Origin of the sequence: Amycolatopsis sp. cg9 (assembly GCF_041346945.1) — a bacterium.
Lineage (GTDB): Bacteria > Actinomycetota > Actinomycetes > Mycobacteriales > Pseudonocardiaceae > Amycolatopsis.
Genome location: NZ_CP166850.1, coordinates 9,641,963 through 9,657,968 on the forward strand (window position 1 = coordinate 9,641,963; position 16,006 = coordinate 9,657,968).

The 16,006-nt window shown below is 71.0% G+C and carries 12 protein-coding genes; 9 read left to right on the top strand and 3 right to left on the bottom strand.

What is annotated here, in order from left to right; translation table 11 throughout:
* The first annotated feature begins 44 nt into the window (after positions 1-44).
* The 8 genes from AB5J73_RS44240 to AB5J73_RS44275 are packed head-to-tail and all read left to right on the top strand — an operon-like array spanning position 45 to position 9,984.
* Positions 45-1,352 (top strand): amino acid deaminase, encoded by a 1,308-nt coding sequence (locus tag AB5J73_RS44240; RefSeq protein WP_370965483.1) that lies wholly within the window; start codon positions 45-47, stop codon positions 1,350-1,352.
* Positions 1,352-2,947 carry an amidohydrolase family protein gene (locus AB5J73_RS44245; protein WP_370965485.1) on the top strand — a complete coding sequence of 532 codons (1,596 nt, stop codon included), beginning with the start codon at positions 1,352-1,354 and terminating at the stop codon, positions 2,945-2,947. Before AB5J73_RS44240 ends, AB5J73_RS44245 begins: the two co-directional genes overlap by 1 nt.
* Positions 2,944-4,332, top strand: a complete 1,389-nt coding sequence (locus tag AB5J73_RS44250; protein WP_370965487.1) for a GntP family permease — start codon at positions 2,944-2,946, stop codon at positions 4,330-4,332. Before AB5J73_RS44245 ends, AB5J73_RS44250 begins: the two co-directional genes overlap by 4 nt.
* Positions 4,333-4,380: 48 nt before the next feature.
* Positions 4,381-5,508, top strand: a complete 1,128-nt coding sequence (locus AB5J73_RS44255; protein ID WP_370965489.1) for a lactonase family protein — start codon at positions 4,381-4,383, stop codon at positions 5,506-5,508.
* 25 nt (positions 5,509-5,533) lie between these two features.
* Positions 5,534-6,817 (top strand): extracellular solute-binding protein, encoded by a 1,284-nt coding sequence (locus tag AB5J73_RS44260; RefSeq protein ID WP_370965491.1) that lies wholly within the window; start codon positions 5,534-5,536, stop codon positions 6,815-6,817.
* Positions 6,817-7,764, top strand: a complete 948-nt coding sequence (locus AB5J73_RS44265; protein WP_370965493.1) for a carbohydrate ABC transporter permease — start codon at positions 6,817-6,819, stop codon at positions 7,762-7,764. The genes AB5J73_RS44260 and AB5J73_RS44265 overlap by 1 nt, the downstream gene beginning before the upstream one ends.
* Complete coding sequence (locus AB5J73_RS44270) at positions 7,755-8,609, top strand: carbohydrate ABC transporter permease (protein WP_370965495.1); 855 nt, start codon at positions 7,755-7,757, stop codon at positions 8,607-8,609. Before AB5J73_RS44265 ends, AB5J73_RS44270 begins: the two co-directional genes overlap by 10 nt.
* Before the next feature lies 1 nt (position 8,610).
* Entirely contained in the window at positions 8,611-9,984 is a 1,374-nt protein-coding gene (locus tag AB5J73_RS44275; RefSeq protein WP_370965497.1) for a beta-N-acetylhexosaminidase, read from the top strand.
* Here AB5J73_RS44275 and AB5J73_RS44280 read toward each other — a convergent pair whose 3' ends face one another.
* From AB5J73_RS44280 to AB5J73_RS44290, 3 genes are all read right to left on the bottom strand, one after another.
* Entirely contained in the window at positions 9,985-11,739 is a 1,755-nt protein-coding gene (locus AB5J73_RS44280; RefSeq protein WP_370965499.1) for a M64 family metallopeptidase, read from the bottom strand.
* 473 nt (positions 11,740-12,212) lie between these two features.
* Entirely contained in the window at positions 12,213-12,881 is a 669-nt protein-coding gene (locus tag AB5J73_RS44285) for a response regulator (RefSeq protein ID WP_370965504.1), read from the bottom strand.
* Entirely contained in the window at positions 12,878-14,452 is a 1,575-nt protein-coding gene (locus AB5J73_RS44290) for an ATP-binding protein (RefSeq protein WP_370965506.1), read from the bottom strand. The genes AB5J73_RS44285 and AB5J73_RS44290 overlap by 4 nt, the downstream gene beginning before the upstream one ends.
* A gap of 149 nt (positions 14,453-14,601) precedes the next feature.
* Here AB5J73_RS44290 and AB5J73_RS44295 point away from each other — a divergent pair, with 149 nt between their 5' ends.
* On the top strand, positions 14,602-15,942 hold the full coding sequence (locus AB5J73_RS44295) for a cation:dicarboxylate symporter family transporter (RefSeq protein WP_370965508.1): 1,341 nt from the start codon (positions 14,602-14,604) through the stop codon (positions 15,940-15,942).
* The last annotated feature ends 64 nt before the right edge of the window (positions 15,943-16,006 follow it).

Below are 16,006 nucleotides of genomic sequence, written 5' to 3' on the forward strand. Positions count from 1 at the left end.
ATGCGCAACAGTCGTTGCAACATACGCAACAGAGGTCGCCGCCGATGAACGCACCCGCCGCCTGCTCCATGAACACCGCCGCGCTCGACGCCCTCCGCCAGGAGCGCGTCGACTGGCGCTTCCGCTCCGCCGCCCCCGCCCTGACCGGGCTCACCCTGGAAGAAGCCGCGGACCGCAGGCTCAACCTCTTCACCGACGGGTTCTTCGCGCCCTTCGTCGTGCTCGACGACGAAGCTCTCGAGCACAACCTGCGGACGATGGCCGCGTGGTGCGCCGCACGCGGCGTGGTGCTCGCCCCGCACGGCAAGACGACCATGGCGCCACAGCTGTTCGCACGCCAGATCGAGCACGGCGCGTGGGGCGTGACCTGCGCGAACGCCGGTCACCTCCGGATCTACCGCGCCTTCGGCGTCTCGCGGGTCCTGCTGGCCAACCAGTTCCTCGACCCGGCCGGCCTGCGCTGGCTGGCCGCCGAGCTGGCGGCGGACCCGGCCTTCGAGTTCCTCTGCTGGGTCGACTCGGTCCGCGGCGTCGAGCTGATGACCGAAGCGCTGGCAGGCAGCGAGCGCCCGGTCGACGTCCTCGTCGAGCTGGGCGCGGACGGCGGCCGCACCGGCGTCCGCGACACCGCCACCGCGCTGGCGATCGCCGAGGCGGTCCAGGCCAGCCCGGTGCTGCGGCTGCGCGGCACCGGCGGCTACGAAGGCGCGCTCTCGCACGACACCGACGAAGCCGCGCTCGCCAAGATCAGCTCCTATGTGGACGGTCTGCGCGACCTCGCGATCTCCTTCGCCGACAAGGGACTCCTCGACGGGCAGATCATCGTCACCGCCGGCGGCAGCGCGTACTTCGACCAGGTGGCGAACGAGCTGACCAAGCCGTGGCCGGCCGGCCTGGACGTGCTGCCGGTGCTGCGCAGCGGCGCCTACCTCACCCACGACGACGGCTTCTACCGCGAGATCTCCCCGCTCGGCGACCACCCGCGCATCGACGGCGTCGAGTCGTTCCGGCCGGCGCTGCGGGCCTGGGCGCAGGTGACGTCCAAGCCGTCGGACGAGCTCGCGCTGCTCACGATCGGCAAGCGCGACGCGTCCTTCGACGAAGGCATGCCCGAGCCGCAGCTGCGCCGCACCCCGAACGGCCCCGCCGAGCCGCTCGAGGGGCACGTCGTCGCGAAGATGAACGACCAGCACGCGTTCCTCACGCTGCCGCCGGGGTCGCCGGTCGAGGTCGGCGACTGGATCGGGCTCGGCCTCTCGCACCCGTGCACGGTGTTCGACAAGTGGCCGCTGCTGCCGGTGACGGCGGGCGACGGCGAAACCGTCGTGGACCTCGTCCGGACGTGGTTCTGATGGACGTCGTGATCAAGAACGCGCTGGTCGCCGACGGTACCGGCGACCCGATCACCCGCCACGACGTCGGCCTCACCGGCGGCAAGATCGCGAGCGTCGCCGAGGCGGGCTCGCTGGCCGGGCGCCGGACCATCGACGCCGCCGGGCTCGTGCTCGCGCCCGGGTTCATCGACATGCATTCGCACTCCGACCTGCAGCTGCTGGCCAACCCGGAGCACCCGGCGAAGATCACCCAGGGCGTCACGACCGAGGTGCTCGGCCAGGACGGGCTGTCCTACGCGCCGGTCGACGACGCTGTGCTCGAAGCGCTCCGGCAGCAGCTCGCGGGCTGGAACGACGACCCGGCCGGGTTCGACTGGAACTGGCGCTCGGTCGGCGAGTACCTCGACCGGCTCGACCGCGGCATCGCCGTGAACGCCGCCTACCTCGTGCCGCAGGGCACGGTCCGGATGCTCGCCGTCGGCTTCGACGACCGGCCCGCGACGGACGCCGAGCTGAACCGCATGAAGGAACTCGTCGCGACCGGCCTGGCCGAGGGCGCGATGGGCATGTCGTCGGGGCTCACCTACACGCCCGGGATGTACGCGGAGACGAGCGAGCTGGTCGAGCTGTGCCGGGTGGCCGGCGAAGGCGGCGGGTTCTACAGCCCGCACCACCGCAGTTACGGCAAGGGCGCGCTGGACGCGTTCGCCGAGATGATCGACGTGTCCCGCCGCTCGGGCTGCCCGCTGCACCTGGCGCACGCGACGATGAACTTCTCCGTCAACAAGGGCAAGGCACCCGAGCTGCTGAAGCTCCTCGACGACGCGCTCGACGACGGCTGCGACATCAGCCTCGACACCTACCCGTACCTGCCGGGCGCGACCTACCTCTCGGCGCTGCTGCCGAGCTGGGCCACCGAGGGCGGCCTCGAACCGACCCTCGCCCGGTTGTCCGATGTGGACGAACGCGAGCGGATCCGCGCCGCGATCGAGGAGTCCGGTTCGGACGGTGCGCACGGCGTCCCGATCGACTGGGACGCCATCGAAATCAACGGCGTCCGCAACGAGCGCAACGCGCACCTGGTCGGCCACAGCGTCGCCGCGTCCGCGCGCACGGCCGGCACCGAACCGGCGAAGCTGTACTTCGACACGCTGCTGGACGAGAAGCTCGGGACGTCCTGCCTGATGCACGTCGGGCACGAGGAGAACGTCCAGGCGATCATGCGGCACCGCACGCACACCGGCGGCAGCGACGGCCTGCTCGTCGGCGCCCGGCCGCACCCGCGCGCGTGGGGCACGTTCCCCCGCTACCTGGCCCGGTACGTCCGCGAACTGGGCGTACTCGACCTCGCCGAGTGCGTCGCCCACCTGACCGGGCGGGCCGCGCGGCGGCTGCGGCTGACCGACCGCGGGCTCGTCCGCGCCGGGTACGCCGCCGACCTCGTGCTGTTCGACCCCGAAACGATCACCGACACCGCCACCTTCGACGATCCCCGGCAGGCCGCCGCCGGGATCACCCACGTCTTCGTCAACGGCGTCGCCGCCCTCGACGACGGAACCCCCACCGGCGCCCTCGCCGGACACTCCCTGCGCAACCCCCGGAGAGCCCGATGATCCACTGGCTGCAACACACCACGGGCGGGCTGCTGACGCTCGCCGCCGTCTCGATCGCCGTCCTGCTGGTGCTGATCATCAAGCTGAAGCTGGAGCCGTTCATCGCGCTGATCGTGGTCGGCCTGCTGACCGCGCTGGCCGCGGGCCTGCCCGTCGGGACGATCGTCGGTTCCGCCCAGAAGGCGTCGGACTCCTTGCTGGAGAAGGGGTTCGGCAGCATCCTCGGGCACATCACGGCGATCATCGGGCTGGGCACGATCCTCGGGTCGATCCTGGAACGCTCGGGCGGCGCGAAGGTGCTCACCGGTGCGCTGCTGCGGTCCTTCGGCGAGAAGCGGGCGCCGCTGGCGATGGGCGTCGCCGGGTTCGTCTTCGGCATCCCGGTGTTCTTCGACATCGGCATCTTCGTGCTGGCACCGCTGGTCTACGTCGCCGCGAAGCAGGGCGGCAAGTCCCTGGTGCTGTACGCGATGCCGCTGCTGGCCGGCCTGTCGATCACGCACGCCTTCCTGCCGCCGCACCCCGGCCCGGTGGCCGCGGCCGGCCTGCTGCACGTCGAGCTCGGCTGGATCATCCTGATGGGCCTGGCCTGCGGCATCCCCGCGTTCCTGATCGGCGGCGTGCTCTACTCGACCTGGATCGGCAAGCGGATCGTCGTCGACGTGCCCGAGGACATGGTCTTCGCCGAAGAAGACGGCGAGAAGGAAGAGAACCCGCCGTCGCTGGGCCTGGTCGCCGCGATCATCGCGGTGCCGCTGGTGCTGATCCTGGCCGGCACGTTCGGCAGCATCTGGCTGCCGAAGAACTCCGCCCTCGCCGGGGTCGCCGCGTTCATCGGCACGCCGGCGGTCGCGCTGACCGTCGCCGTGCTGCTCGCGTCCTGGCTGCTGGGGCTGCGCCGCGGGTTCACCGGCAAGGACCTCAACGAGCTGGCCGCGAAGTCGCTGCGGCCGGTCGCGATGATCCTGCTGGTCGTCGGCGCGGGCGCGTTCTTCGGCGCGGTGCTCTCGGCCACCGGGATCGGCAAGGCCGTGGCCGATTCGCTGCACGACGCCGGGCTCCCCGTGCTGCTCGCGGCCTACGTGATCAGCTGCGGCATGCGGATCGCGCAGGGTTCGGCGACGGTCGCCATCGTGACCACGAGCGGGATCGTCGCGCCGACCGTGGCGCAGCTCGGGTATTCGCAGATCCAGCTGGCGCTGCTCGTCATGGCGATCTCCGCCGGGTCGATCATCGCTTCGCACGTCAACGACGGTGGGTTCTGGATCGTTTCGCGGTACTTCAACCTGACGGTGCCGCAGACGCTGAAGTCCTGGACGGCACTGGAAACCGTGCTTTCCCTTTCCGGTTTCGGGGCTTCGGCATTGCTCATGGCCGTGGTCTAGACCATACTGGAGGGAAGCCGCCGCCCGAACCGTTGGGAGACAAAGACGATGACCGGACTTTCCCGTCGTACGTTCCTCGGCGCCGCCGCGGGAGCGAGTGCCGCCACCGTTCTCGGTGCGCAGTTCGCTTCCGCGGCCACCACTTCGAAGGGCTGCATCGTGGGGGGAACCGCGTACATCGGCAGTTACACCAGCGGGGCCACCGGGCACGGCCTCGACGTCTCGAGCCGGACGGGCGCCACGCTCGGGCCCGTCCGGACCGTGCCGGGCATCACCGACGCGTCGTGGTTCGACCGCAGCGCCGACGGCAAGACGCTGTACGTCACCAACGAAGGCGATCCGGCCGGGTACGTCTCGGCGCTGAACGTTTCCGACGCGGCGAAGCCGAAGCTGCTCAACAAGGTTTCGTCGAAGGGCGGCGCGCCGACGCACCTGAGCGTGCACTCGAGCCAGAAGTACGTGCTGGCCGCGAACTACAGCTCGGGCAGCGTCGTCGTGCTGCCGATCCTGGCCGGCGGCAAGCTCGGTGCGGCCACGGACCTCGTGACGCACCAGGCGGACTCCGGACAGGCGCACGCGCACCAGGTCGTCAACGACCCGACCGGCCGCTGGGTGCTGTCGGTCGACCTCGGCGCCGACTCGGTGTACGTCTACTCGCTCGACGTCGCCACCGGGAAGCTTTCCCTGCACCAGCAACTGGAACTGCCCGCCGGCGCCGGACCGCGGCACCTCGCGTTCGACAAGACCGGCGCGTTCGCCTACATCCTGCAGGAGCTGCGGCCGGAGGTGACGGTGGCGAGCTGGGACGCGGCCACCGGCACGCTGAAGGCGCTCTCCGTCGTCCCAGCCGTGCCCGCCGGGAGCACCGGCGAGCTGTACCCGGGCGAGATCACCCTGTCGCGGGACGGGAAGTTCGCCTACGCCACCGTCCGCGGCCCCAACACCCTCGCGACGTTCGCCGTTTCCGGTGACTCGCTGAAGCTCGTGTCCACCGTGCCGACCGGCGGCAACTGGCCGCGGCACGTGGTCCTCGACCCGGCGGAGAACTGGTTCTACGTCTCGAACCAGCGCTCCGGCACCGTCACCTGGCTGCCCCGCGACCCCGCCACCGGTCTGCCCGGTGCCCCCGCCGGCTCGCTCGCCGTCGGCAGCGTCAACTCCGTTTACTTCGCCTGATCCCCGGTCCCCACTGGAGCACACCATGAGACTGCGCCGAACCCTGCCCGTTTTCGCCGCGGTGGCACTGCTGGCCGGCTGCGCGCCCACCCAGTCCGCCCCCGCGGGCAGTGGCGGGGACGACAAGACCGGCACCGTCCGTGTCTGGCTGTTCGACGAAGCCAACCGCGCGCCGAAGGAGGCCGCGGTCAAGGAGGCCATCACCGAGTTCAAGGCCGCGCACCAAGGCGTCGAGGTCGACGTCCAGTGGGTGCCGGTCGAAGGCCGGGCCGACAAGTTCTCCGGCGCCTTCAACGACCCGAACAACGCGCCCGACGTCGCCGAGTTCGGCAACACCGACGTCTCCAGCTACGCCGCCACCGGCGCGCTCGCCGACCTGAGCGGCGACCTCGCGTCGTGGGGCGAGGGCAAGGACCTCATCCCGACCGTGCTCGACACCGCGAAGTCCGGCGGCAAGACCTACGGCCTGCCCTGGTACACCGGCATCCGCGCGTTGTACTACCGCACGGACGTCTTCACCGAACTGGGCCTCAAGCCGCCCGCGACGCTCGCCGAGCTGGCCGACACCGCCCGCCGGATCCGCGCCGCCAAGCCGGACCTCTACGGCATCGCCGTCGGCGGCAAGTACACCTACGCGATGCTGCCCTTCCTCTGGGCCAACGGCGGCGAGCTGGCGAAGGACAACGGCGGCAAGTGGAAGTCGGCCGTGACCGACGAGCCGGCCAAGGCCGGCGTCGGGCAGTACGCGTCCCTGCTCAAGGACGACGTCTGCCCGCCCGCGCAGTGCGCCAACCTCACCGGCACGCAGAGCGTCACGGCGTTCGCCGGCGGCAAGGCCGGGATGACCATCGGCGGCGACTTCAACCGCAAGGCCGTCGAACAGGGCGCGGCGAAGGGCAAGTACGCCGTCGTCCCGCTGCCGGGCACCACGGCGGGCAGCATCGCCCCCGCGTTCGCCGGCGGCAACCTGCTGGGTGTCTTCACCGCGAGCAAGCACCGCGGCCTGGCGCTGGAGTTCATCGAGCTGCTGGGCGGCGCGAAGTACCAGGAGAAGATGTACACCGCTATGGGGAACCTGCCGACGCTGGGCAGCGTGCAGCAGAAGCTCGCCGCGAACGACCCGTTCCTCAAGCCGTTCGTCGACACCCTGAAGTCGGGCACCAAGTTCGTCCCGGCCACCCCGGCGTGGTCGAAGATCGACAGCCAGAACGTCCTGCCGACCGCCGTGCAGCAGATCGCGACCGGCGGCAAGGACCCGGCGGCGGCGCTCACCGACGCCGCGGCCGCGATGGACAAGGCCTTCGGCTAGTGGTCGTCGTCCAGGAAGCCCCTTCCGTCACGGCTCCCCCGCGGAAGCCGCGGCGGAGGGGGGACGGCCGGGCCGCCGCGCTCTACCTCGCCCCGGCGGGCATCCTGCTCGCCGCGATGCTGGCCTACCCGATCTACCAGCTCGTCCTGATCTCGTTCTACGACTACGGCCAGCCGCAGGCCGCGGGCAACGCGCCGCTGGTGTTCCTCGGCTTCGCGAACTACGCCGACCTGCTGTCCCAGGCGCAGTTCTGGACCGTGCTCGGCAAGACGGTCGGGTTCGCCGCGGCCTGCGTCGCCGATTCGCTCGTCGTCGGCACCGGGCTCGCGGTGCTGGCTTCGCGGGTGCGCTCGCTGCCCCGGTCGCTGCTGTTCCTGGCCGCGCTCGGCGCGTGGTCGACGCCGGCGATCGCGGGTTCCTACGTCTGGCTGTTCCTCTTCGACACCGACTTCGGCCTGGTCAACGAGGTGCTGACCGGGCTCGGGCTGCCGTTCGAGCACCATTCGTGGACCTTCGGCACGCTCGGCGCGTTCGGCCTCGTCGCCGCCGAGGTCATCTGGTGCTCGTTCCCGTTCGTGCTGGTCACGATGTACGCGGGGATCAAGGGCGTGCCGGACGAGGTCCTCGAAGCCGCGTCGCTCGACGGCGCGTCGGTGTGGCGCACGAGCTGGTCCATCGTGCTGCCGATGGTGCGGCCGCTGCTCATGATCGCGACCGTCCAGTCGATCATCTGGGACTTCAAGGTGTTCACCCAGATCTACGTGATGACCAACGGCGGCGGCGTGGCCGGGCGCAACCTCGTGCTCAACGTCTACGCCTACCAACAGGCCTTCGCCGGGCAGGAATACGGCCTCGGCTCGGCGATCGGAGTCGTGATGACGCTGTTGCTGCTGTCGATCACCGGGCTGTACGTCCGGTCGCAGCGCCGGAGCGCGGCATGGCTGTAGCCGTGAAACGTCCCGGCCGGCTGATCGCCGAGGCCGGCACGATCGTCATCGCCGGGCTGATCGCGTTCCCGCTGTACTGGATGCTGCTCTCGGCGGTGAAGCCGCCGGGCGAGATCCAGTCGGCCAACCCCAAGCCGTGGACGTTCAGCCCGTCGTTCGACAGCTTCTCGCGCGTGCTCACGGTGTCCGGCTTCGGGCGCTTCTTCCTCAACAGCCTGCTCGTCGCCCTGGTCGTCGTGGCGCTGTCGCTGCTGCTGTCGTTCCTTTCGGCGGTCGCGCTGACGCGGTTCTCGTTCAAGGGCCGGACCGTGCTGCTGGTGATGACGCTGGTCGCGCAGATGGTGCCGGTGGAAGCGCTGACCATCCCGCTGTTCTTCCTGATGCGCCAGATCGGCGGCGCCGTGCCGGCGTTCGGGCTCAACGAGCTGGGCTCGCTGGTGCTGGTGCACCTGGCGTTCAGCCTGCCGTTCGCGATCTGGATGCTGCGCGGGTTCGTCGCCGCCGTACCGGTGGAGCTCGAAGAAGCGGCCAAGCTCGACGGCGCGTCACGGATGCGGTTCACCTGGCAGATCCTGTTCCCCTTGGTGGCGCCCGGGCTGGTCGCGGTGAGCGTGCTCGCGTTCATCCACGCCTGGAACGACTTCCTGTTCGCCAAGACGTTCATCATCTCCAAGACCGAGAACCAGACGCTGCCGCAGGCGATCCTGGTGTTCTTCAAGCCGGAGGACACCGACTGGGGCGCGGTGATGGCGTCCTCGACGCTGATGACCATCCCGGTGCTCGTGTTCTTCGTCCTCGTCCAGCGACGACTGGTGTCCGGCATGGCCGGCGCCGTGAAGGGCTGACATGTCTTCCTTCGACACCCTGCTCCCCCGGCCGGTTTCGGTGACACCCGCCGCGGGCTCGTGCCCCTGGCCGTCCTCTGTGGACGTTCGTGCCGCCGACCTGCCGGCGGAGGGCTACCGGCTGGAGATCTCGCCGTCCGGCGTCGTGCTGTCGTGCGCCGACGCGGCCGGGGAGTTCTACGGCCGCCAGACCTTGCGCCAGCTCGCGGGCCCGGACGCGTTCCGCGCTGCGTCGCTCGAAACCGGGCTCACCATCCCGTGCGGCGTCGTGGAAGACCACCCGCGGTTCGGCTGGCGCGGCTGCCTGCTCGACGTCGCCCGGCACTTCCGGACCAAGGCCGAAGTGCTGCGGTTCGTCGACCTGCTGGCCGCGCACAAGCTGAACGTGCTGAACCTCCACCTCACCGACGACCAGGGCTGGCGCTTCGACGTCCCGGAGTACCCCAAGCTGACGTCGGTGGGCGGGTGGCGGCCGTCGTCGATGACGGGCAGCGGCGGCGCGCAGGACGGGCGGCCGCACGGCGGGTGCTACACCGGCGACGACCTGCGGGAAATCGTCGCCTACGCGGCCGCGCGGGCGATCACCGTGGTGCCGGAGATCGACATCCCCGGCCACGCGCGAGCGGCGCTGGCCGCCTACCCCGCGCTCGGCACGGAGCCGTCGTACGAGATCTGGACCTCCTGGGGCATCAGCACTTCGCTGCTTTCGCCGTCGGAGTCCACTTTGGCCTTCTTCCGGACGGTGTTCGACCACCTGCTGGAGATCTTCCCGTCCCCGGTGATCGCGCTGGGCGGCGACGAGACGCCGGGCGCGACCGACGAGCACCGCAAGTTCGTCCGGCTGCTCGCCGAGCACCTGGTTTCGCGCGGCCGGACACCGATGGGCTGGGACGAGGTCCTCGACATCGGCGGCCTCCCCCCGATGGTGATCGGCTCGTGGCAGAACGAGGCCGCCGGCCTGCGAGCGGCCGAGACCGGCCACGACGTCGTGATGTGCCCGGAGCAGCACGTCTACCTCGACCACCGCCAGGCCGACCACCCGGACGAGCCGATCCCGGTCGGCATGGTGCACACGCTGGAGGACGTCTACGCGTACGAACCGGCGCTCACCGGCCCGCGGCTGCGGGGGGTGCAGGCGCAGGTGTGGAGCGAGCACCTGGACAGCGTCCGGCGGGTCGACTACATGGCGTTCCCGCGGCTGTCGGCGTTCGCGGAAGTCGCGTGGAGCGAAGGCGCGCGGGACTACGCGGAGTTCCTGCCGCGGTTGCGCGACCACCACCTGCCGCGGCTCGACGCGCTCGGCGTCGAGTACCGGCCGCTCGGCGGACCGCACCCGTGGCAGACCCGGCCCGGGGTGCCGGGCCGGCCGCGCTGATCACGGCAGCAGAGTCACCTCGATCGACCGCGCCGGGCCGGTGTTGCCCGCCGCGTCGATCGAGCGGTACTCGATGCGGTGCCGCCCGTACCCCGGCTTGCGCTCGGTGAACGGCGACACCGTGAGCCCGTCCGGGCCGAGGTTGCCGTACGCCAGCCCGTCGATCTCCGTGCCGCGCGGGGTGAACAGGTAGGGCGCGTCCGGGTCCGTCGGCCAGCCGTAGTACTTGTGCCAGCCGTCGCCGTCCACGCGGAACTCCGGCATGCCGTCGGAAGCCTTCAGGCGCATCGTGAACGAGCCGTGGAAGACGTTGTCCTTCGCGGGCGGCAGCTCGGCCGAGGTCGTCGGGGCCGCCGCGTCCACCGTCCAGGTCAGCGTCGTGCCGCCCGTCGTCGCGGTCAGCGTGTGCGTCCCGCGTGACTCCTTCAGCGCGTAGTCGGGGCCGGTCGCGACCGGCTTGCCGTCGAGGGCCCAGCGGACCTGGGGCACCGAACCGGTCGGCTCCCCCGTCTCGACGTAGACGACGTCGCCGCCGCCGACCGGCTGCGCGGTGGGCGTGGACGCCACGACGGCCGGGCCGCTCGCGGGCGGCGTGACCACGCTCGTGTCCACCGTCCAGGTCCGCGTGGCCGCCGGCCGGACCGCCGGGTCGCGGACGAACGGCGTCGGGTCGGTCACCGTCGCCGTCAGGGTGTGCTTGCCCGGCTTCACGTGCGCCTGCCGCAGGTCGACCGCTTCGCGGCCCCGCAGCGCGACACCGTCGAGGGTCCAGCGGACGGCCAGGCGGTGGTCGACGGGGTGCATCGTCCGCAGCCACACGACGCGGTCGGCGCCGATCGTGCCCGCCGGCGTGCCACCGCTGACGAGCGGGACCTTCGCCGAGATCCGCTGCGTCATCCGCTCGCGGCCGACCTGGTCGAAGTTGTAGCCGAGGGTCTTCATCATCGAGTGCTTGCTGGGCCGCCACACGCCGGTCTGCGTGTACAGGCCGCCCTCGAAGCGGCCGATCGAGCCGCCGGACTCGCTCGGCTCGCCGAGCCAGCGCCACCACTTCGCGTGCTGGTCGCGCAGCTGCTTTTCGGTCAGCAGGGTGTGGTGGACCGAGTCGGGCTCGCCGCCTTCGTACGCGCCGCCCGGGACGTTGCGGGCGTAGTAGTCGTATTCGTCGTCGAGGCCGCCGAGCGAGTGGCCCAGTTCGTGCGGCGAGATGAGCGCGGACAACGCGTTCCCGCCCGACGCCGTCGCGTACGAGCCGCCCGCGCCGCCGTAGGTGCTGCTGTTGCCCAGCGCCAGGATCTGCCGGTTCGCCGAGGACGTGCCGGGCACGAGGTCGGCGTACCGCTGCGCGGCGGCGTCGTCGACGGTGAGCAGGCGCTGCACGCTCTGCGCGTTGCAGCCGCCCCAGAAACCCATGTCCAGCGGGGTGTTCTTCTTCGGCGCGTCGAGCGAGGGGTCACAGTCCACACCGGACTCGGGTGAGGCGATCGACACCGCGAAGACGTTGAAGTAGCTGCGGTAGGACTTGAACGGCTCGAGCGACCAGAGGGTGCTGACGTGCCGCTGGACGTCGGCGAAGAACTTCGGCTGTTCGGCGGCGGTGTAGCCGTCCCCGAGGACGACGAGGTTGAACCGCTGCGAGACCGGCCCGGTCACCTGGACGTCGGTGACGGTGCCGGCGGGCTCGTCGGCGTTCGCCGGAGTGGCGATCCCGCCGGCGATCAGCAGTGCGGCGAAGAACCCGGCCCACTTCCGCATGGCGGCACTCCCCTGGTCGGTGATCTTTCCGGTCTACCGCACGGGCCGCGCCACCGGAACCGCCGGAAGTCGGAGGCCCGCGGTATAGGTCGTTATACATCGGTATGGGGCGTCGACGGCACTGACGTGCACTGTGACGGGCGAAGGCGCGGGCGATGTCGTGGTGCTGGTCGCGAAGCAGAGCCACGGTCAGAACGGCTGTGGTTCAGGCCCGCCTCAGCCAGGTCAGTCCCAGGTGAAACGGATCACCTGCCCTCACCGAGGGACCCATCGTGGAGCAGCTCAGTTCCGGCGGTTCTCGGTCTCCGAGGTCGTGAGCTACCTGCTCCGGGCGGACCGCCGCGAGCACTGGACACCCATCGCGCCCGCCGCGTACTACTTCGCGCTCGTCAGGAGGTTCGGACGCTCCGAGGTCGAACGGCGGTCCGCTCGGACGATCCGCAAGCTGACCGGCGGGGGACAAAGCGCATAGCTCAGGCCCGCGTCAGGCGGTACCAGACCTCCGGGCGCCCGACCTGGCCGTAGTGGGGTTCGCGGTGGGCCATCCCGTTGTCCGCCAAGTACTCCAGGTACCGCCGGGCCGTCACCCGCGAAGCACCGATCGCCGAAGCCGCCGCGCCCGCGGAAAGGCCTTCCGCCGCTCCGGAAAGCGCGTCCTGGATCGCCTCCAGGGTCTGGACGCTCATGCCCTTGGGCAGCGGCGGCTGCTCGGTCGTGCGCAACGCGCCGAGGGCCCGGTCGATCTCGGCCTGGCCGGTCACCTCGCCGGAGGCGTCGCGGAACTCCGCGTAGCGCTCCAGCTTCTCGCGCAGGGTCGCGAACGTGAACGGCTTGAGCAGGTACTGCACCACCCCGACCGACACCGCCGCCTTCACCAGCCCGAGGTCCCGCGCCGACGTCACCGCGATGACGTCGATCGGGAGGCCGGCCGCGCGCAGGGAGCGGCACACCGCCAGGCCGTGCGTGTCGGGCAGGTAGAAGTCCAGCAGCACCAGGTCGACCGGCTCGCGTTCGCAGAACCGCAGGGCTTCGCCGCCGGAATGGACCACGCCGGCCACCGAAAAGCCCGGGAGCCGTTCGACGTAGACGCGGTGCGCCTCGGCCGCCACCGGCTCGTCCTCCACCACCAGCACCCGGATCACCGGTCCGCCTCCCGCCGCGGCAGCCGCACGGTGAACACCGCGCCGCCGTCCCGGCCGACGTCGACCGAGCCGCCGTAGCGGCGCACCGCCTGCCCGACCAGCGCCAGTCCGAGACCGTGGCCGTCCTCCGCCTTCGTCGACCAGCCGCGGCGGAACACGTCGGCGTCCTCGGGGACGCCGGGCCCGGAGTCGGCCACGCGCAGCAGCAAGCCGTCGTCTTCGGTGCGGGCCGTGACGACCACCTTCGGGTGCCCGCTGCCGCGCACCGCCGCGTCGAGGCCGTTGTCGATCAGGTTGCCGAGGATGGTCACCAGGTCGCGGGCCGCGACCCCGAGCGAGACGTCGTCGATCACGGTGTCCGGCGTGACGGTCAGCTCGACCCCGCGCTCGCTCGCCTCGGCGGCCTTGCCCAGCAGCAGCGCGGCCAGCACCGGTTCGGCGACCGCGCCGACGACCCGGTCGGTCAGCTCCTGCGCCAGCGCGAGCTCGGCGGTCGCGAACTCCACTGCCTGCTCGGGTTTTCCGATCTCCACCAAGGAAACGACCGTGTGCAGCCGGTTCGCCGCCTCGTGCGCCTGCGACCGCAGCGCCTCCGCGAGGCCGCGCGCGGTGGTCAGCTCCCCGGTCAGCGTCTGCAGTTCCGTGTGGTCGCGCAGTACGACGACGGTGCCCTGCGCGCGGCCGCCCGAGCGGACGGCGGTCGTGCTGACCAGCAGGACGCGGGCGTCGGTCAGGTGCAGTTCCTCGGCCCGGTTCTCCGCCGAGGTGAACGCCTCCGCCAGCTCGTCCGGCAGCCCGAGGTCGGCCAGCTCGCGCCCGACCGGGTCGGCGCCGAGACCGAGGAGGGCGCGCGCGCCGTCGTTGCACAGGCCGATGCGCCCGTCCCGGCCGACGAGCAGCACTCCTTCGCGGACCGAGTGCAGCACGGCTTCGTGGTACTCGAACAGGTTGCTCAGCTCGTCCGGCGCGACCCCGCGGGTCTGGCGCCGCAGCCGCGCGCTGATCAGCCAGCCGCCCAGCGCCCCGACGACCAGGACCGCCCCGGCGACGCCGAACAGCGGCCAGAGCCGTTCGCGCAGCTCGGCCGAGATCGCCGCCACGGTGATCCCGACAGCGACCAGCGCCACCACCCGCTGCCCCGGGCCGAACACCGGCACGACCGTGCGCACCGACGGGCCGAGCGAGCCGGTGTAGGTCTCGGTGTAGGGCTGTCCCTGCTGCGCCTGCGTGATGGTCCCGATGTAGTGCCCGCCGATCAGCGCCGCAGTCGGGTGGGTGTAGCGGATCCCGGCCGGGCTCATGATCGTGATGAAGTCGACGTGGGTGTCGGCCTGCACGCGCAGGGCGAACGGCTGCAGCGTCGCGCTCGGGTCCGGTGCGGCCACCGCGGCCGCGACGGTCGGGGCGTCGGCCACCGCCGAGGCGATCGCGCGGACCTGGTCGCGCGCGTTCTCGTTCACCGCACGGGAGGCGTCGAGGTAGGCGAACGTGCTGCCGGCGCCGGCCAGCACGCAGAGCACCACCAGCTGCAGCACGAGCAGCTGGCGGGCCAGGCTCCAGCGGGACCGCATCGTCGGGGGCACCTCCTCATACCAGCACACGCGCTCCCCGGTGTCCGAACGGGACGGTCGCGCGAACTCAATGAACACAAGTGAGCCGGGTCACCGAAGTGCGCCTACAGTGTGCCGCAACCTGGAACACCCCTGAGTTGGAGGCAACGGTGCCGACCCCACCGACCACCGAGGAGACCCCGCGCAAGCGGGACAAGACCCACTACCTGTACCTGGCCGTGATCGTCGCGGTCCTGCTCGGGATCCTGGTGGGCTTCCTCTTCCCGGGCTTCGCCAAGGGACTGAAGCCCCTCGGCGACGGCTTCGTCAACCTGATCAAGATGATGATCTCCCCCATCATCTTCTGCACGATCGTCATCGGCGTCGGCTCGGTCGCGAAGGCGGCCAAGGTGGGCAAGGTCGGCGTGATGGCGCTGGTCTACTTCATCGTCATGTCGACCTTCGCGCTCGCCATCGGCCTGGTCGTCGGCAACCTCCTGCACCCGGGCACCGGGCTGCACCTCAACCCGGCCGACGTGAAGAGCGTCCAGAAGTCCGCCACCGGCGCCGAGGGCCCGGTCGACTTCCTGCTCGGCATCATCCCGAAGACGCTGGTCTCCGCCTTCACCGAAGGCGAAGTGCTGCAGACGCTGCTGGTCGCGCTGCTCGTCGGGTTCGCGCTGCAGAAGCTGGGCCCGAAGGGCGCGCCGATCCTGCGCGGCGTCGAGCACCTCCAGAAGCTGGTCTTCCGGATCCTGGCGATGATCATGTGGGCCGCCCCGATCGGCGCGTTCGGCGCCATCGCCGCGGTGGTCGGCGCGACCGGCTGGGCCGCCTTGAAGAGCCTCGCGGTGATCATGATCGGGTTCTACGCGACCTGCCTGGTGTTCGTGTTCGTGATCCTCGGGCTGGTGCTCTGGTTCGGCGCCCGGGTCAACATCCTGAAGCTCCTGCGCTACCTCGGCCGCGAGTTCCTGCTGATCCTCTCGACGTCGTCGTCGGAATCGGCGCTGCCGCGGCTGATCGCGAAGATGGAGCACCTCGGCGTCGACAAGTCCGTCGTCGGCATCACCGTGCCCACCGGCTATTCGTTCAACCTCGACGGCACCGCGATCTACCTGACCATGGCGACGCTGTTCATCGCCGCGGCGCAGGACGAGCCGCTGTCCATCGGCGCGCAGATCGGCCTGCTGGTCTTCATGATCATCGCGTCGAAGGGCGCCGCGGGCGTCAGCGGCTCCGGCATCGCGACCCTGGCCAGCGGCCTGCAGTCGCACCGGCCGGAACTGGTCAACGGCGTCGGGTTCATCCTCGGCATCGACCGGTTCATGTCGGAGGCCCGCGCGCTGACGAACTTCGCCGGCAACGCCGTCGCGACCGTCCTCATCGGGAACTGGACGAAGGAGTTCGACCGGGAACAGGCCCAGCGCGTGTTCGCCGGGCAGGCACCTTTCGACGAAGCCACGATGGTCGACGAAGAGCGGGAACCGGCGGAAGCCGTCGCGAAGTAACACCCTTCGACGTTCGTGCTCATGCCCCCGCTGAGCACGAGCCACCGCGGGCCGCGGTGCGAGT

Excerpts from the sequence above, each read along its gene's own strand:
- AB5J73_RS44240 (WP_370965483.1), top strand. The coding sequence starts at position 45 with ATGAACGCACCCGCCGCCTGCTCCATGAACACCGCCGCGCTCGACGCC.
- AB5J73_RS44245 (WP_370965485.1), top strand. The coding sequence starts at position 1,352 with ATGGACGTCGTGATCAAGAACGCGCTGGTCGCCGACGGTACCGGCGAC.
- AB5J73_RS44250 (WP_370965487.1), top strand. The coding sequence starts at position 2,944 with ATGATCCACTGGCTGCAACACACCACGGGCGGGCTGCTGACGCTCGCC.
- AB5J73_RS44255 (WP_370965489.1), top strand. The coding sequence starts at position 4,381 with ATGACCGGACTTTCCCGTCGTACGTTCCTCGGCGCCGCCGCGGGAGCG.
- AB5J73_RS44260 (WP_370965491.1), top strand. The coding sequence starts at position 5,534 with ATGAGACTGCGCCGAACCCTGCCCGTTTTCGCCGCGGTGGCACTGCTG.
- AB5J73_RS44270 (WP_370965495.1), top strand. The coding sequence starts at position 7,755 with ATGGCTGTAGCCGTGAAACGTCCCGGCCGGCTGATCGCCGAGGCCGGC.
- AB5J73_RS44275 (WP_370965497.1), top strand. The coding sequence starts at position 8,611 with ATGTCTTCCTTCGACACCCTGCTCCCCCGGCCGGTTTCGGTGACACCC.
- AB5J73_RS44280 (WP_370965499.1), bottom strand. The coding sequence starts at position 11,739 with ATGCGGAAGTGGGCCGGGTTCTTCGCCGCACTGCTGATCGCCGGCGGG.
- AB5J73_RS44290 (WP_370965506.1), bottom strand. The coding sequence starts at position 14,452 with ATGCGGTCCCGCTGGAGCCTGGCCCGCCAGCTGCTCGTGCTGCAGCTG.